General features: G+C 72.6%; 14 protein-coding genes. 7 read left to right on the top strand and 7 right to left on the bottom strand.

Annotation, left to right across the window (positions count from 1 at the left end):
* Positions 1–39 precede the first annotated feature (39 nt).
* Together sigK and DV701_RS05065 are read left to right on the top strand one after the other, a co-directional pair.
* On the top strand, positions 40–570 hold the full coding sequence (sigK, locus tag DV701_RS05070) for an ECF RNA polymerase sigma factor SigK (protein ID WP_407669363.1): 531 nt from the start codon (positions 40–42) through the stop codon (positions 568–570).
* Positions 567–1,271, top strand: coding sequence for an anti-sigma factor (locus DV701_RS05065; RefSeq protein WP_114927341.1), 705 nt, complete (start codon positions 567–569; stop codon positions 1,269–1,271). The genes sigK and DV701_RS05065 overlap by 4 nt, the downstream gene beginning before the upstream one ends.
* 64 nt (positions 1,272–1,335) lie before the next feature.
* On the opposite strand, the gene DV701_RS05060 is transcribed toward DV701_RS05065, so the two are convergent.
* The 4 genes from DV701_RS05060 to DV701_RS05045 form a co-directional block, all read right to left on the bottom strand.
* Positions 1,336–2,178, bottom strand: coding sequence for a class F sortase (locus DV701_RS05060; protein WP_114927340.1), 843 nt, complete (start codon positions 2,176–2,178; stop codon positions 1,336–1,338).
* A gap of 2 nt (positions 2,179–2,180) precedes the next feature.
* On the bottom strand, positions 2,181–2,963 hold the full coding sequence (locus DV701_RS05055) for a CHRD domain-containing protein (protein WP_114927339.1): 783 nt from the start codon (positions 2,961–2,963) through the stop codon (positions 2,181–2,183).
* Positions 2,964–3,064: 101 nt separating this feature from the next.
* On the bottom strand, positions 3,065–3,547 hold the full coding sequence (locus tag DV701_RS05050) for a DUF456 domain-containing protein (protein ID WP_114927338.1): 483 nt from the start codon (positions 3,545–3,547) through the stop codon (positions 3,065–3,067).
* Between the two features lie 96 nt (positions 3,548–3,643).
* Positions 3,644–3,859 (bottom strand): DUF7455 domain-containing protein, encoded by a 216-nt coding sequence (locus tag DV701_RS05045; protein ID WP_114927337.1) that lies wholly within the window; start codon positions 3,857–3,859, stop codon positions 3,644–3,646.
* Positions 3,860–4,099: 240 nt separating this feature from the next.
* Between DV701_RS05045 and DV701_RS05040 the strand changes: the two genes are divergently transcribed.
* Complete coding sequence (locus tag DV701_RS05040; protein WP_114930784.1) at positions 4,100–6,211, top strand: DNA gyrase/topoisomerase IV subunit B; 2,112 nt, start codon at positions 4,100–4,102, stop codon at positions 6,209–6,211.
* 13 nt (positions 6,212–6,224) lie between these two features.
* Here the strand turns inward: DV701_RS05040 and DV701_RS05035 are convergent, their stop codons facing one another.
* The 3 genes from DV701_RS05035 to DV701_RS05025 are packed head-to-tail and all read right to left on the bottom strand — an operon-like array spanning position 6,225 to position 9,516.
* Positions 6,225–7,136, bottom strand: a complete 912-nt coding sequence (locus DV701_RS05035) for a carbohydrate ABC transporter permease (protein WP_114927336.1) — start codon at positions 7,134–7,136, stop codon at positions 6,225–6,227.
* Complete coding sequence (locus tag DV701_RS05030; RefSeq protein ID WP_114927335.1) at positions 7,133–8,131, bottom strand: carbohydrate ABC transporter permease; 999 nt, start codon at positions 8,129–8,131, stop codon at positions 7,133–7,135. Before DV701_RS05030 ends, DV701_RS05035 begins: the two co-directional genes overlap by 4 nt.
* On the bottom strand, positions 8,128–9,516 hold the full coding sequence (locus DV701_RS05025) for an ABC transporter substrate-binding protein (protein WP_228255231.1): 1,389 nt from the start codon (positions 9,514–9,516) through the stop codon (positions 8,128–8,130). The genes DV701_RS05030 and DV701_RS05025 overlap by 4 nt, the downstream gene beginning before the upstream one ends.
* A 350-nt stretch (positions 9,517–9,866) precedes the next feature.
* On the opposite strand from DV701_RS05025, the gene DV701_RS05020 reads away from it, so the two are divergent.
* The 4 genes from DV701_RS05020 to DV701_RS05005 all read left to right on the top strand — a co-directional run bounded on the left by DV701_RS05020 (position 9,867) and on the right by DV701_RS05005 (position 15,674).
* The gene (locus DV701_RS05020) at positions 9,867–12,122 is read left to right on the top strand and encodes a DEAD/DEAH box helicase (RefSeq protein WP_114927333.1); all 2,256 of its coding nucleotides are present in this window, start codon (positions 9,867–9,869) and stop codon (positions 12,120–12,122) included.
* Between the two features lie 5 nt (positions 12,123–12,127).
* Positions 12,128–12,604, top strand: a complete 477-nt coding sequence (locus DV701_RS05015; RefSeq protein WP_114927332.1) for an SgcJ/EcaC family oxidoreductase — start codon at positions 12,128–12,130, stop codon at positions 12,602–12,604.
* 124 nt (positions 12,605–12,728) lie between these two features.
* Entirely contained in the window at positions 12,729–14,108 is a 1,380-nt protein-coding gene (gdhA, locus tag DV701_RS05010) for an NADP-specific glutamate dehydrogenase (RefSeq protein WP_114930782.1), read from the top strand.
* Positions 14,109–14,129: 21 nt separating this feature from the next.
* Positions 14,130–15,674 (top strand): phytoene desaturase family protein, encoded by a 1,545-nt coding sequence (locus tag DV701_RS05005; protein WP_114927331.1) that lies wholly within the window; start codon positions 14,130–14,132, stop codon positions 15,672–15,674.
* Positions 15,675–15,694: the final 20 nt, after the last annotated feature.

Below are 15,694 nucleotides of genomic sequence, written 5' to 3'. Positions count from 1 at the left end.
GCTGTCCCTGCCCCGTCGGCCGACGGGCCGGCGACGCTTCTGCTGCTGGTCGCCGCGCAGGACCGGGAGGCCTTCGCCCAGCTCTACGACGCCGTCGCCGCACGGGTCCACGGACTGGCCGTGCGCGTCGTGCGCGACCCGGCCATCGCCGAGGAGGTCACCCAGGAGGTCTTCCTGCAGGTATGGCGTGAGGCGTCCCGGTTCGACCCCGGCCGCGGGTCGGCTCTCGCCTGGCTCCTCACCCTGACCCACCGCCGGGCCGTCGACCGGGTCCGCTCGGAGCAGGCCCAATCCGATCGGCTGCGGCGCTACGAAGCACGTACATCGACCACGGCGTACGACTCGACCGCCGAGCAGGCGACCCAACGGATGGAGGCGGCCCGCGTCCGTCGAGCCCTCGACGACGTCGGCGAGCCGCACCGCAGCGCGCTGGAGCTCGCCTACTTCGAGGGCCTGACGCAGCGCGAGGTCGCCGAGCGGATGGGCGTCCCGCTCGGTACCGCCAAGACGAGGCTGCGGGACGGTCTGCGCAAGGTCCGGACCGCGATGAGAGGAGGTGAGGCGCGGTGAACGACGACCTGCACGACCTGGCCGTCGGCTACGCCCTCGACGCCCTCGACCTCCAGGAGCGGCGATCGTTCGAGACCCACCTGGACGGCTGCGCCGCGTGCCGCGCCGAGGTCGCCGAGCTGCAGGAGGCGGCGGCGGACCTGTCCGCCGGACTGGAGAGCGCACCGCCCCCCGACCTGCGCGGACGGATCCTCTCGCAGGTCCAGACCGAGCAGGTGCAGACCCATCAGGCCCCCGACCGTGCGGCCGGTCGTCACCGCTCGTCCGACCGTCGCCGCTGGCTGGCCGCGGCAGCAGCCGTGCTGGTCGTCGCCGGCGGCTGGGGCGCGAGCCAGCTGCTGAGCGGGCAGGAGGACCCGGCCCACCGCATCGTCCAGGCGCAGGACGCCCAGGAGCACGAGGCCGACACCGCCGACGGGGAGCTCATCGTCATCACCTCGGCGGCGGAGGACGCGGCCGTCCTCCAGGTGCCCGACCGCCTGACGGCCCCGCCGGAGGGCAGCGTCTACCAGGCCTGGTACGTCGGCCCGGACGGGGACGCCCGCTCCGCCGGCCTGCTCACCCCGGCCGTGCTCGACACCGGCGAGACCGTGCTCGAGGGGTCTCCGGGCGACGCCGCCGCGGTCGCGCTCACCGTCGAGCCGTCCGGCGGCTCGGACCAGCCCACGAGCGAGCCGTTCGCCGTCGTCCCCCTCGGCTGACCCCGCCCGCTGAGCGGCCCCGCCTGCGCATCCGGGCCCGTGGCCCGGCCCCGCGCAGGCGGGTTCAGGCCCCGGTGACCGCCCGCGCGTAGACCACGGTGTTGTCGACGTGGTGCCCGGTGCCCTCGTCGAAGTCGCCGCCGCAGGTGATCAGCCGCAGCTCGGGGCCCGGCGTGGGCCCGTACACCTCGACCGTCGGGAAGCTCGCCTTGGGATAGCGGTCCACGCGGTACACCTCGAAGACGACGGTGCTCCCGTCCTCGCGGTCCACCTCGACGCGGTCTCCCGGCGTCAGCCGGCCGAGCTCGAAGAACACCGACGGCTGGCCGGTGGCTCCCGTGACGTGCCCCTCGATCACGGACGGACCCTGCTCGCCGGGCGTGGGCGAGCCGGAGTACCAGGCCGCGTCGTCCACCAGGTCGCCCACCGGCACCTCCAGCGTGCCGTCGGCGGCCAGCCCCAGCGGGTGCACCGGACCGGACACGTCGATCGCGGGCACCCTGAGAGCCAGCGGTTCGGAGGCGGGTCGGGCCGGCGGAGCACCGGCCGGCTCCTCGGTGCCCGCGTCCTCGGTGGCGGCGTCCTGAGCAGCGGCCTCCTCGTGCCTGGCGGCCTCCCCCTGCGAGGCCGTCGGGTCGGAGGAGGGTCCCGGTATGCCGCTCCGCCGCTCCTGCGCGGGGCCACCGGGCGCGGAGGGCGTCGTGGCCGGTGCCTCGTCCTGCTGCCCGGCACCGTGGTGCGACCGGGCGGCGCCGGCGTGCGTCCCGGCCGGCCCGGGCGGGTCGGGGACCTGCCCAAAGATCGCCACGCCGATCAGGACCGCGCCCAGGACCAGGCCGAGCACCCCGAGCAGCCCCAGGACCGCGGACAGGCGCACCCGTCCGCGGTCCCGACCGGGCCCGGTCATCCTCAGCTCTCGTCGGTGCGGCGGCTGCGCACGGCGAGGAAGGCGACGCCGAGTCCCGCCAGGGCGCCACCACCGACGAGCAGGCCGAGGTCCTCCATCCCCTCGGTGCTCCCGCCGCCGGTCTGCACGCCCCCGGCGGGGGCCTGCATCTGGCTCACCACGAGCTCGCCGCAGAGGGCGGGGTCGGTGGCCTCCGTCGGCAGCGAGGGGTCCAGGTCGGACATCTGGTCGCCGTCGTAGGCGCCGCTGCCGTCGTGGTCGACGCCGTGCACGACGACGACCCCCTTGCCGTCGGCGAGCTGTGCGGCGACGTCCTCGGGGACCTCGATCGTGCGCTCGTAGGTGTAGCTGCCGGTGCCGGGGAAGTGGGCGACGTCCAGCGCGTGGTCGGCGTCGGTCATCGCCTCGCCGGTGGTCAGCGAGACGGCGACCATGCCGTAGGAGTCGACCGCGTCGGTGGTGCGGATCGCCCCGCCGGGGCCGCTGCCCTTCATCGAGGGGTCCGGGCAGCTGTTCGTCCCGCCGATGTGGATGTGCTGGGCGTGCGGTGCGTCGTCGAGCAGCCCCTGGACCTCCAGGGACAGCCACACGCTGGTGCCCTCGACCTTGGCCCAGGCGGTGCCGCTGCCCCCGCTGTCGTTGAGCTCGTCCAGGGTGGCCATGAGCTCGGTCTGGTGGTCGTCGGCCGTCGTGGGCGCGGCCATCGCCGGCGCGGCCAGCAGGGGCAGGGCGACCAGGGACGGTGCGGCCAGGACAGCCAGTGCGGTGGAGAACTTCTTGCGCATGACACGGCTCCTCTCGTTTCCGGCTGCCAGGACGGCTCGCCGGCGGGTGTCGAGAGAACTTCGGAGCCATCCGGTCCGCGGATGGCAGAACGTGACGCAGGTCACGTAAGGAAGATGACCGACACCGCCCAGACCGCCACGATGAGGAAGGCCGTGGTCAGCTCGATGAGGATGTTGGTGCCGACCGCGCGCAGCGCGTGCCCGGTGGCGCGCAACGCCTCGCGGTGGTCACGGGTCCGTGCGAGGGAGACCAGGAAGATCCCCAGCGGGAAGCCGACGAACAGCCCCACCACCGGGATGACGAACGCCATGATGACCGCCGTGACCACGCCGACCAGAAGCGTCGAGGTCGCCACCCCCGCCCGCCGCATCCTCCTGCCCGGCACCAGCCACTGCAGCACCAGGCCGGCGGCGTAGATCGCCAGGGCGACGGCCAGGACCACCCACCCCGTCGTCGAGCGCTCATCCAGGGCCCACAGCACCACCCCGGCCACGACCAGCAGCAGGCCCGGCAGCACCGGCACCACGATGCCGACGATCCCGACGACCATCAGCAGGGCGACCACCACCTCCATCGCACTCATCCCCGAATTGTGCCAGGGCAGCGGCCGCCGACACGCACGACCGCCCGCCACGCTGGTGCGTGACGGGCGGTCGCGAGGTCGGCCTGCTGGCCGTCCCTAGATCGTGGCCTGCTCCTCGGCGTGGAGACGGTGGGTCTCGTCGAGGATGTCGATGTCCTCCAGGTGGCGCAGCTTGTCCAGGTGCGCGCGGCCGTGGTGGGCGCAGAAGTGCAGCTCCAGGCCCTCGCCGAGCCTGGCTCGTACGTAGGCCTGCGCACCGCACCTGTCGCAGCGGTCCGCAGCGGTCAGCTCGGGGGTCAGGGTGGCGTTCACGGCGTCTCCTCTCCTGCACCAACCGGCTCAGGCCCGGTCGGTGCGTCATAGTCAAGCACGTCAACGGCACCGGACCCCGCCTTTGTGCCCGGCGTGGGCGCGGTTCCGCTCACCGCGTAGTCGGGAACACCTGCGCCGGCCGGTGGCAGCAGCCCCAGGCCCGTGCGCCTCCCGGGGCACGTCGGTGCCGCGGGCTACGCTGCGGGTGCAGACCATGACGACGAGTGGAGCGACCAGCCCGTGAGCACGACGACCGACTACTCCGCGCGGCACCTTCAGGTCCTGGAGGGCCTCGAGGCGGTCCGCAAGCGACCGGGGATGTACATCGGGTCGACCGACAGCCGCGGCCTCATGCACTGCCTGTGGGAGATCATCGACAACTCCGTCGACGAGGCGCTCGGGGGTCACGGCGAGCGCATCGAGGTCGTGCTGCACCAGGACGGCTCGGTCGAGGTGCGCGACCACGCCCGCGGCATCCCGGTCGACATCGAGCCCCGGACGGGCCTCTCGGGCGTCGAGGTGGTCTTCACCAAGCTGCACGCCGGCGGCAAGTTCGGCGGCGGCTCCTACGCGGCCTCCGGCGGGCTCCACGGCGTCGGCGCCTCGGTCGTCAACGCGCTGTCCCACCGGCTCGACGTCGAGGTGGACCGGGCGGGCAAGACCTACGGGATGAGCTTCCGCCGCGGCGAGCCCGGGCGCTTCGAGGACGGCCGGCGCGCGCCCTCCCCGGACAACGACTTCTCGCCGTTCGAGAAGAGCAGCGAGCTCGCGGTCGTCGGCAAGGCCAGGCGGGGCGTGACGGGCACCCGGGTGCGCTACTGGGCCGACCCGCAGGTGTTCATCAAGACCGCCCGGTTCGACTACGACGAGCTCGTCGCCCGCGCCCGGCAGACCGCCTTCCTGGTCCCGGGGCTGACGATGGTCGTCCGCGACGAGCGCCGGCTGCCCGGCACCCCGGGGGAGGAGGGGCCGGCCGAGGAGGTCTTCGCCTACTCCGGCGGGATCACCGAGTATGCCGAGTACCTCGCCCCGGACAGCGGGGTCACCGAGGTGTGGCGGCTGAAGGGCTCGGACAGCTTCACCGAGACGGTGCCGGTGCTGGACGACCGCGGGCACATGGTGAGCACCGAGGTGGAGCGGGAGTGCGAGGTCGACGTCGCGGTGCGGTGGGGCACCGGCTACGACACCACGCTGCGCAGCTTCGTCAACATCATCGCCACCCCCAAGGGCGGCACCCACCTGGCCGGCTTCGACCAGGCGCTGCTCAAGGTCTTCCGCAAGCAGCTGGAGCTCAACGCGCGCCGGCTCAAGGTCGGCAACGACAAGGTCGACAAGGACGACATCACCGCCGGCCTGACGGCCGTGGTGACCGTGCGCCTGGCCGAGCCGCAGTTCGAGGGCCAGACCAAGGAGGTGCTGGGCACCAGCGCCGTGCGCTCGATCGTCTCCCGGGTGGTGGAGAAGGAGCTGACCGAGCGGATCACCTCCAAGCACCGCGGCGACAAGGCGCAGGCCACCCTGCTGCTCGACAAGGTCGTCGCCGAGATGAAGTCGCGGATCTCCGCGCGCCTGCACAAGGAGACCCAGCGCCGCAAGAACGCCCTGGAGTCCTCCTCGCTGCCGGCCAAGCTGGCCGACTGCCGCAGCAACGACACCGCCCGCAGCGAGCTGTTCATCGTCGAGGGCGACAGCGCCCTGGGCACGGCCAAGCTGGCCCGCTCCAGCGACTACCAGGCGCTCCTGCCGATCCGCGGCAAGATCCTCAACGTGCAGAAGGCCTCGGTCTCGGACATGCTCTCCAACGCCGAGTGCGCCGCGATCATCCAGGTGGTCGGCGCCGGCTCGGGACGCTCCTTCGACCTGGACATGGCGCGCTACGGCAAGATCGTCATCATGACCGACGCCGACGTCGACGGCGCCCACATCCGCACCCTGCTGCTCACCCTCTTCTTCCGCTACATGCGGCCGCTCGTGCAGGCCGGCCGGGTCTACGCTGCGATGCCCCCGCTGCACCGCATCGAGGTCTCCGCCGGCCGCGGCCGCTCCGGCCGGGAGTACATCTACACCTACACCGAGCAGGAGATGCGCCGCACGGTCGGCGCCCTGCAGAAGAAGGGCCGCACCGTCAAGCAGCCGCTGCAGCGCTACAAGGGCCTGGGGGAGATGGACGCCGACCAGCTCGCCGAGACCACGATGGACCCGCGGCACCGGACGCTGCGCCGCATCACCCTGGCCGACGCGGCCCGGGCGGACGCGGTCTTCGACCTGCTGATGGGCTCGCAGGTGGCGCCCCGCAAGGAGTTCATCGTGGGGTCGGCCAACGAGCTGGACCGCGAGCGCATCGACGCCTGAGGGGGCCGGTTGTTCAGCCCTTGGTGCCGCCGGTCGTGATGCCCGCGACGAAGTGCTTCTGGCCGAGGAAGAACAGGATGATCATCGGGATGGTGGTGATCACGCTGGCGGTGACGACGATCTCCCAGTGCCACTCGCCGCCGAAGCCGAACTGGTCCAGCAGAGCCTTCAGCCCGCGGGCGATGGTGAAGTTGGAGGAGTCGCGCAGGTAGATGAGCGGACGCATCAGGTCGGTCCAGGCGGCCTGGAACTCGAAGAGCAGGGTCACCGCCAGCGCAGGGCGGCACAGCGGCAGGGCGATCCGCGTGAACAGCTGCCAGTGACCGGCCCCGTCGATGGTCGCCGCCTCGAACAGCTCGCGGGGCAGTCCCAGGAAGAACTGTCGGAGCAGGAAGATGTAGAAGGCGCTGCCGAAGAGGTTCCCGGCCCACAGCGGGGTCAGCGTGTCCACCTGGCCCAGGGAGTCCCAGATGAGGAAGACCGGGATCATCGTCACCGCGCCGGGCAGCATCATCGAGGACAGGACCAGCCCGAACAGCAGGTTGCGGCCGGGGAAGCGGTAGTAGGCGAAGGCCCAGGCCACCATGGCGCTGGTGACCGTCACGGCCGCCGCGGCGAGCACCGTCACCAGCAGGGTGTTGCCGATCCACAGCGCCAGGGGCGCCTCCTGCCAGACGGACACGTAGTTGTCCAGGGTGGCGACCTTGGGGACCAGGCGGTTGTCGAAGACGTCGCTGCGCGGCTTGAGCGAGGCACTGACCAGCCAGACGAAGGGGTAGGAGAAGAGCACGCTGAAGGCCAGGAGCAGCACGACGACGACGGCCCGGGAGAGGCGTCGGCGCAGGCGGAAGGACCGTGGCCCCGAGACCTCGGCCGCGGAGGTCGGGGTCACGCTCTCGGTGGAGGTCGGGGCGGGGGAGGTCATCGCGCGCCCCCCTCGTAGAAGACCAACCTCCTGGAGACCACGACCTGGACCGCGGTGATGACCATGATCACCAGGAAGAGCAGCCAGGCCAGCGCCGAGGCGTAGCCCATGTGGAGGAACTCGAAGGCCTGCCGGAAGACGTGGATCGCGTAGAGCTCGGCCGCCTCGTTGGAGTACGTGGTGTTGCCCACGCCGAAGAACGCGGTGTAGGCCTCGGTGAAGGACTGCAGGGCGGCGATCGTGTTGACGACGACGACGAAGAACAGCGCGCCGGAGATCATCGGGATCGTCACGTGCCAGGTCCGCCGCCAGAACCCCGCGCCGTCGACGAACGCGGCGTCGTACAGGTCCTGCGGCACCCCACGAAGCGCGGCGAACAGGATGATGACCGAGCCGCCCACGCTGAGCAGGCTCATCAGCACCAGGCCCGGCTTGATCCAGAACGGGTCCGTCGTCCAGTTCGGGCCGTTGATCCCGAACCAGGCGAGGACCTCGTTGAGCAGCCCGTCCTGGCCGTTGAACAGCAGGAGCAGGAGCACACCCGTGGCTACGGGCGGGGTCATGCTCGGCAGGAAGAAGACGGTGCGGAAGATGCCCGCGGTGCGGCCGACCACCTGGTTGAGCAGCAGCGCCAGCATCAGCGAGAACACCACGTAGAGCGGCACCTGCAGCACCGTGTAGACCATCGTGTTGTTCATCGCCCGCAGCGCGTCCTGGTCCTGGACGAGCCGCTGGTAGTTCTCCAGGCCCACGAAGCTCGGCGCGGTGAGCACGTCGTAGTCGGTGAGCGAGAGGTAGCCGGTGTAGATGACCGGCCACGCGGTGAAGACGGTGAACCCCACCACCCAGGGCGAGAGAAAGAGGAGCGCGGGTCGCCAGTCACCCCGGCGCACGCCGTCCCGCCATGACTGCTTTCGAGCGCCCTGGGCCGGGCGGTCGCCTTCGGTACCCGGCGGCAGGGTGGTGCCGGCGCGGGTGTCCTGCGCGCTGGTCATCGGCCCTGCTCGTCCCACTTCTTCCAGGCGGAGTCGAGCGCGGCCTGGGCCTTCTGCTGGGCGTCCCCGAGCGCCTCGGCCGGCTCCTGCTGGCCGTTGAGCACGCGGTTGACGGCGTCCTGCCAGGCGGTGCGGAACTCGGCGTCGGCGGGGTTGGCCGGGAAGGCGAAGGTGTGGTCGTTGGCGTCGTACATCGCCTCGACCGCGCCGTCCCAGTTCTCCTCGCCGCTGGGCTTGACCAGTTGCTCGCGGATCTGGGCGTCGGCCTCGGTGCTGCCGGTGAGCAGCCCGGTGAACTGCAGCCCGTCCTTCTCCCGCTGGGTCGCGCGCTCCTTGGCGGCGGCCATCCAGGAGTCGAGCGAGACCATCTCGGTGGCGAAGGTGCAGGCCGCCGCCGGGTTCTGGCTCGCGGTGGGGATCGCCCAGGCCGAGCCGTTGGCGTAGGCGACCGGCTCGCCGTCCTGGCCCCGCACGGCGTCGAAGACCACCGGGGCGTCGGGAGAAACCTCGTTGAGCACGTTGACGTACCACTGCTCCATCGGCATGGCGCCCAGGCTGTCGGAGGCGAACTGGTTGCCCGCGCCGAAGAAGTCGGCCGAGTCGCGGAACGCCTTGACGGTGCCGAAGCCGCCCTGGGCGTCGTAGATCGACACCGCCCACTCCAGCGCCTTCTCGACCTCTGGACTGTCCAGGCTCGCGGTGCGGCCGTCCTCGGAGATCATCCGCCCGCCGATGGCATGCACCCACAGGGGCAGGAACTCGGGCAGCTTGCTGTCGTAGCCGATGACCGTGAGCTTGCCGCCGGACTCCTCGTGGAGCGCCTCGGTGGCCTGGCTGACCGCGTCCCAGTCCGAGCCGTTCACGTCCTCGATCGTCAGCCCCGCCTTCTCGAGCAGGTCGCTGTTAGCCATCGTCAGCTGGACGGTGTTGAACTCGGGTATGCCGAAGATCTGGTCGTCGAAGGTCACCTGGCCGACGGCGGAGCCGACGAACTGCGAGGGGTCGATGCCCGCCTGACCAAGGCAGTCGCCGACCGGGCGGATCGCACCTCTGGAGGCCAGGGTGCCGATCTGGTTGCGGTCCGCGCGGATCAGCGCCGGGACGTCACCAGCTGCCACGGCGGAGAGGAACTGCTGCATGTCCAGGCCGCCCTCGGAGAGCTTGACGTCGGTGCCGGAGACCGCCTCCACGGCCCTGTCGTACCGGACCTGCGCCACCTCGTCGTCGAGCCCGAAACCCATGATCGTCAGGGGCGCGTCGGAGGTCGCGGTGGCCGCGAAGTCGTCGCCCGAGACGGGTTCGACGCTCCCGCCCGATCCCGTCGCGCAGCCCGCGACGCCCATTACTCCGGCCACGGCCACCATGGCGGTCCACCTCGTGCGCACGATCGGCTCCTTCCGTCGACAGACCTGCTCGCCCGACTCCCAGGGGGCGGGCACCCAGGTCCCTCCCGGGCGCCTTCTCGAAGAGTGCCGCGCAGCGAAGCGTTTCGCCCGTCGAAACGTCACCTGGCCCCGGACGTGCGGTGGTCCCGCTCGGTTGGGTCAGGAGGGGTCCGGTCCTGTAGACTTGACCGTCCCCCTCGGCCCGGAGCCAGGGGCACCACACGCCTCAGGGCGATCCGATCCTGAGGTCCGCGGGCGCCATGTCGCGCCTGGAGGTAGGTCCGGTCACGCCGATGGGCGTCGAGGCGAGAACCCACCTCGACACACCAGAAGAGCGAGTTGAGCCACCCATGGCCAAGACCGGTAACAGGGCTGTCGGCACGTCCGGCAAGAAGCCCCGGCACACCCCAGCGCAGAAGAGGGCGGCGCGCGAGGCGCGCGAGAAGCAGGCCCGCGCCCAGCTCAAGGGCAAGCGTCAGCGTCCGACCGGCGCGAGCAGGTACGCCGAGGAGGACCGCGGCGCTCGCAGCACCGAAGGCGGCGGCTACCCCAGACGTGACGACCGGGGCGGCTACCCCAAGCGTGACGACCGGGGCGGCTACCCCAAGCGTGACGACCGGGGCGGCTACCCCAGGCGTGACGACCGGGGCGGCTACCCCAAGCGTGACGACCGGGGCGGCTACCCCAAGCGTGACGACCGGGGCGGCTACCCCAAGCGTGACGACCGGGGCGGCTACCCCAAGCGCGACGAGCGGGGCGGCTACCAGGCCCGCGACGACCGTGGCCACGCCAGGCGCCGCTGGGCCGACGAGGACCGTTCGGGCTGGCGCGAGGAGCGTCGCGAGCGCGAGGCCCGCGTGGAGCGCGGCGGCCGCACCGAGCACGTGTGGCGCGCGCGCCGCGACGAGCGCGAGGGTCGCCAGGACCGCCGCGGCTTCCACGAGGGCCGGGGCTGGGAGGAGCGTCGCCACCGCGACGACGACCGCTTCGGCGAGCCGGAGCGCCGCGGGCCGCGCCGGGACGACCGTTTCGAGGACCGTCGGGGCGGACGCCGCTTCGAGGACCGCCGCGACGACAGCGCCGAGGCCTCCCCGGAGGACGAGCGCGAGGCGGCGGAGGCCGCATACCAGGAGCACCTGGCCAGCGGCGCCCAGGAGGACGCCACCGCGACGGTGACCGAGGACAACGGCTTCGCGGGGCTGGGCCTGCACGAGGACCTCGTCGCCGCGCTCGCGCGCACCGGCATCAGCCAGCCCTTCCCCATCCAGGCGGCGACGATCCCCGACGCGCTCGCCGGCAGGGACCTGCTCGGGCGCGGTCAGACCGGGTCGGGCAAGACGATGGCCTTCGGGCTGCCGATGCTGCACCGTCTCGCCGGCCGCCCGCGCGCCGTGCCGCACCGCCCGCGCGCGCTGATCCTGACGCCGACCCGCGAGCTGGCGATGCAGATCGTCGACGCGCTCGCGCCGCTCATGCGCGCGGTCGACAAGCGTTTCCTGCTGGTCGCCGGCGGTATGTCGTACACGCCGCAGCTGTCCGCGCTCGAGCGTGGCGTCGACGTGCTCGTCGCCACCCCGGGCCGGCTGATCGACCTGATCGAGCGTTCGGCCGCCGACCTGTCCGAGGTGGAGGTCGCCGTGCTCGACGAGGCCGACCACATGGCGGAGATGGGCTTCGTGGAGGCCATCAAGGAGATCCTCGACAAGACGCCGACCGACGGTCAGCGGCTGCTCTTCTCGGCCACCCTCGACCACGGCGTCGACCAGGTCGCCAGGGCCTACCTCACCGACCCGGTCACCCACTCGACCAACGACGTCGCCGCGTCCGTGGACACGATGGAGCACCACGTCTTCCTCGTCCACCCGCACCACAAGAAGCCGATCACCGCGGCGATCGCCAACCGGACCGGCCGCACGATCGTCTTCTGCCGGACCAAGCTCGGAGCGGACCGCGTCGCCCTGCAGCTGCGCGAGTCCGGCGTCTTCGCGGCCGCCCTGCACGGCGGCCTCAACCAGGCCCAGCGCACCCGCGTGCTGGACGCTTTCAAGAAGGGCACCCTGCCGGTGCTCGTGGCCACCGACGTCGCCGCCCGCGGCATCCACGTCGACTCCGTGTCCCTGGTCCTGCAGGTCGACCCGCCGGCCGACCACAAGGACTACCTGCACCGTGCCGGGCGGACCGCCCGCGCCGGTGACGAGGGCGTCGTGGTCACGCTGGCCCTGCCGCACCAGAAGAAGCAGGTCGCCCGGCTGCTGGACGCCGCCGGCGTGCAGACCGACGCTCTCACCGTCGCGCCCGAGGACGTGGCGATCATCGAGACCGCCGGCGGCTCGGTGCCGGACGGCGAGCCGATCCCGCAGAGCCGGCTGGACGAGGTGCTGCGCCCGCGGCGCCCGCAGCGCCAGGGCGGCGGCGGCCGCGGCCGGTACGGCGACCGTGGACCCAGCCGCGGCGGCTACCGCGGGGGCCGGGACGGCGACCGCGGCGGCTACCGCGGCAGCCGGGACCGCGACCGCGAGGGTGACCGGGGCGGCTACTCGCGCCGGCCGCGCCGCGACCCCGACGCGGCTCGCGACTCCCGCCCGGACTGGCGGCCGAGGGGCTGACGCCGATGGGCGTCCCGCCCGGCCTCGCGGAGCCGGAGCAGGTCGGCCGCGCCTTCGCCGAGGCGTGGGCCGACCGGGACGCCCGCGCGCTGGCGGGCCTCTTCGCCCAGGACGCCGACTTCGTCAACGTCGTCGGCCTGTGGTGGCGCAGCCGCGACCGGATCGAGCAGGCCCACGCCTACGGCTTCGAGCGGATCTTCGGCGCCAGCACCATGACCGTGCGCGCGCCCAGGACGCGCCGGCTCGGCACCTCGGCCGCCGTCGTGCACGTGTCCTGGGCGATCACCGGACAGGTCCGCCCCGACGGCTCGGCGGCGGGACCCCGCGCGGGGATCTTCCTCTTCGTGCTGGAGCGCGGCCCGGACGGCCGCTGGCTGGTCGTCGCCGCGCAGAACACCGACACCGTGCCCGGAGCCGACTCGCTGACCACCGACCCGGGAGGGTCCCCGGGGACCAGCGCCGCGGCATACCGGGACCCGTGACGTGAGAAGATCACGGGGAAGCGGTGCAGCATACCTATGCAGACTCTGGCATAAGATGGGCGCCCAAGCGGTCGCCGCGACCCCCGTTCCGCACCGCCTGATCATCCCCGACGCCGGAGGCAGCATGACGACGACCGCGACCACGTCGACCGGTCCCGCGATCGACAAGTCCCTGCAGCACGTCTACACCGAGGTGCTCCGCCGCAACCCCGGCGAGCACGAGTTCCACCAGGCCGTCGAGGAGGTGCTCACCACCCTCGGCCCCGTCGTCAAGCGGCACCCGCACTACCTGGCCGAGCGGGTCATCGAGCGTCTCTGCGAGCCGGAGCGGCAGATCATCTTCCGGGTCCCGTGGACCGACGACGCCGGCCAGGTGCAGATCAACCGCGGCTTCCGCGTCGAGTACTCCTCGGTCCTCGGCCCCTTCAAGGGCGGACTGCGCTTCCACCCCAGCGTGATGCTGGGCACGGTGAAGTTCCTGGGCTTCGAGCAGATCTTCAAGAACGCGCTGACCGGGCTGCCGATCGGCGGCGGCAAGGGCGGTTCCGACTTCGACCCCAAGGGCCGCTCGGACGCCGAGGTCATGCGCTTCTGCCAGTCGTTCATGACCGAGCTCTACCGGCACCTGGGGGAGTACACCGACGTCCCGGCCGGCGACATCGGCGTCGGCGGCCGCGAGATCGGCTACCTCTTCGGGCAGTACAAGCGCATCACCAACCGCTACGAGGCCGGCGTGCTCACCGGCAAGGGCCTGGCCTGGGGCGGCTCGCGCGCCCGCAAGGAGGCCACCGGCTACGGCGCCGTCTACTTCGCCAACGAGATGGCCCGCCACGCCGGACTGACCCTGGAGGGGCGCGACGTGGTGGTGTCCGGCTCGGGCAACGTCGCGATCTACGCCATCGAGAAGGTCACCGAGCTCGGCGGCAGGGTGGTGGCCTGCTCCGACTCCTCCGGCTACGTCGTCGACGAGGGCGGGATCGACCTCGACCTGGTCAAGGACATCAAGGAGGTCCGCCGCGAGCGGATCGGCCAGTACGCCAAGGAGCGGCGCGGGGGCAGCGCCCGGTTCGTCGAGCGGGGCAGCATCTGGGACGTCCCCTGCGAGATCGCGCTGCCCTGCGCCACCCAGAACGAGCTGGACGAGGACGCCGCGCACACGCTCGTGGGCCACGGCGTGGACATCGTCGCCGAGGGCGCCAACATGCCGTGCACCCCGGGAGCGCTGCGGGTCTTCAAGGAGGCCGGCGTGCTCTTCGGCCCGGGCAAGGCGGTCAACGCCGGCGGCGTGGCCACCTCGGCGCTGGAGATGCAGCAGAACGCCTCGCGCGACAGCTGGACCTTCGACTACACCGACAACCGGCTCGCGGCGATCATGCACAACATCCACGAGCGGGTCGTGACCACGGCCGAGGACTACGGCCGCCCCGGCGACTACGTCTTCGGCGCCAACGCCTCCGGCTTCACCGCCGTCGCCGACGCGATGCTGGCGATGGGCGTGATCTAGAGCGGTCGCTACCCTGCGGGGATGACGACCTCCCACGACGTCGTGATCGTCGGCGGCGGCCACAACGGCCTCGCTGCTGCTGCCTACCTGGCGAGGGCGGGACGCTCGGTGCTCCTCCTGGAGCGCCAGACCGCCCTGGGCGGGGCGACGGTCAGCGCCGAGCTCTTCGAGGGCGCGGGGGCGCGCATCTCGCGCTACTCCTACCTGGTCAGCCTGCTGCCCGAGCAGGTCGTCGACGACCTCGGCCTGCGGCTGCGGCTCGCGCGGCGGCGCTGGTCCTCCTACACCCCCGTCCCCGGCGCCGACACCGGTCTGCTCGTCGACAACCAGGACCCGGGCGCGACCGCGCGCTCGCTCACCTCGGTCGGGGCGGGCGGCGACGTCGGTGCCTGGGCGGAGTTCTCCGCGCGCACCGGCCGGCTGGCCGGGGCGGTGTGGCCGACGGTCACCGGACCGCTGCCGCGCCGCTCGGCGGTGGTCGGGCGGATCGGTGACCCCGGTCTGGTCCGCGACTTCCTCGACCGTCCGCTCGGGGAGGTCGTCGAGTCGACCTTCACGCACGACCTGGTGCGCGGCGTCGTGCTCACCGACGCGCTGATCTCCACCTTCGCCCACCCGCACGGGGCGGACCTGCGGCACAACGTCTGCTTCCTCTACCACGTCATGGGCGGCGGCACCGGCGACTGGGACGTGCCGGTCGGGGGGATGGGCCAGGTGCCCGCGCAGCTCGCCGAGGTCGCGCGCCGCGCCGGTGCCGACCTCCGGACCGGGGCCACCGCGACCGGCGTGGAGGAGGGGGCGGTCGCCTGGGTCGACGAGCAGGGTATGGAGCACCGCGCCACCGCGGGCACCGTCCTGTGGGCGGCGGCGCCCTCGGTCCTGGACGACCTGCTCGGCACGGACCACGCGCGGGTGGAGGGTGCGCAGGTCAAGGTCAACCTGCTGCTGTCCCGGCTGCCGCGGCTGCGCGAGCCCGGCGTCCCCCCGGAGGCGGCGTTCGGCGGCACCCTGCACGTCAACGAGACCTACTCCCAGCTCCTCGCCGCGCACGGCTCGGCCCTCGCCGGTCGGGTGCCCGAGCCGATGCCGCTGGAGGTCTACTGCCACTCCCTCAGCGACCCCTCGATCCTCAGCCCGGCGCTGCGCGAGGCCGGGGCGCACACGCTGACCGTCTTCACCCTGCAGACCCCCGACCGGCTCCTCGACGGCGCCGGCCCCGGGGCGCGGGAGGGGCTGGAGCGTGCCGTGCTGGACTCCCTGGGCTCGGTCCTGGCCGAGCCGGTGCAGGACGTGGTCCTGCGCCTGCCCGACGGGCGCCGCTGCGTGGAGACCAGGACGACCCGGGACCTGGAGGCCTCGTTGGCGATGCCGGGCGGCAACATCTTCCACGCCCCCCTGACCTGGCCGTGGGCGGACGACGACGAACCGCTCGACACCGCGGCCCGCAGGTGGGGGGTGGACACCCCATACCCCGGGGTGCTGCTGGCGGGAGCCGGCTCGCGGCGGGGCGGGGGCGTGAGCGCCCTCGGCGGCTACCACGCGGCACGGGCGGTGCTCGAGGGCTGAGGGGCCGGGACCGGGGCGGG

Origin of the sequence: Ornithinimicrobium avium (assembly GCF_003351765.1) — a bacterium.
GTDB classification, from domain to species: Bacteria; Actinomycetota; Actinomycetes; order Actinomycetales; family Dermatophilaceae; genus Ornithinicoccus; species Ornithinicoccus avius.
This window is presented reverse-complemented; position numbering and strand designations above follow the sequence as displayed.

Excerpts from the sequence above, each read along its gene's own strand:
- gdhA (WP_114930782.1), top strand. The coding sequence starts at position 12,729 with ATGACGACGACCGCGACCACGTCGACCGGTCCCGCGATCGACAAGTCC.
- DV701_RS05035 (WP_114927336.1), bottom strand. The coding sequence starts at position 7,136 with ATGACCTCCCCCGCCCCGACCTCCACCGAGAGCGTGACCCCGACCTCC.
- DV701_RS05060 (WP_114927340.1), bottom strand. The coding sequence starts at position 2,178 with ATGACCGGGCCCGGTCGGGACCGCGGACGGGTGCGCCTGTCCGCGGTC.
- DV701_RS05050 (WP_114927338.1), bottom strand. The coding sequence starts at position 3,547 with ATGAGTGCGATGGAGGTGGTGGTCGCCCTGCTGATGGTCGTCGGGATC.
- DV701_RS05005 (WP_114927331.1), top strand. The coding sequence starts at position 14,130 with ATGACGACCTCCCACGACGTCGTGATCGTCGGCGGCGGCCACAACGGC.
- DV701_RS05020 (WP_114927333.1), top strand. The coding sequence starts at position 9,867 with ATGGCCAAGACCGGTAACAGGGCTGTCGGCACGTCCGGCAAGAAGCCC.
- DV701_RS05030 (WP_114927335.1), bottom strand. The coding sequence starts at position 8,131 with ATGACCAGCGCGCAGGACACCCGCGCCGGCACCACCCTGCCGCCGGGT.
- DV701_RS05015 (WP_114927332.1), top strand. The coding sequence starts at position 12,128 with ATGGGCGTCCCGCCCGGCCTCGCGGAGCCGGAGCAGGTCGGCCGCGCC.
- DV701_RS05055 (WP_114927339.1), bottom strand. The coding sequence starts at position 2,963 with ATGCGCAAGAAGTTCTCCACCGCACTGGCTGTCCTGGCCGCACCGTCC.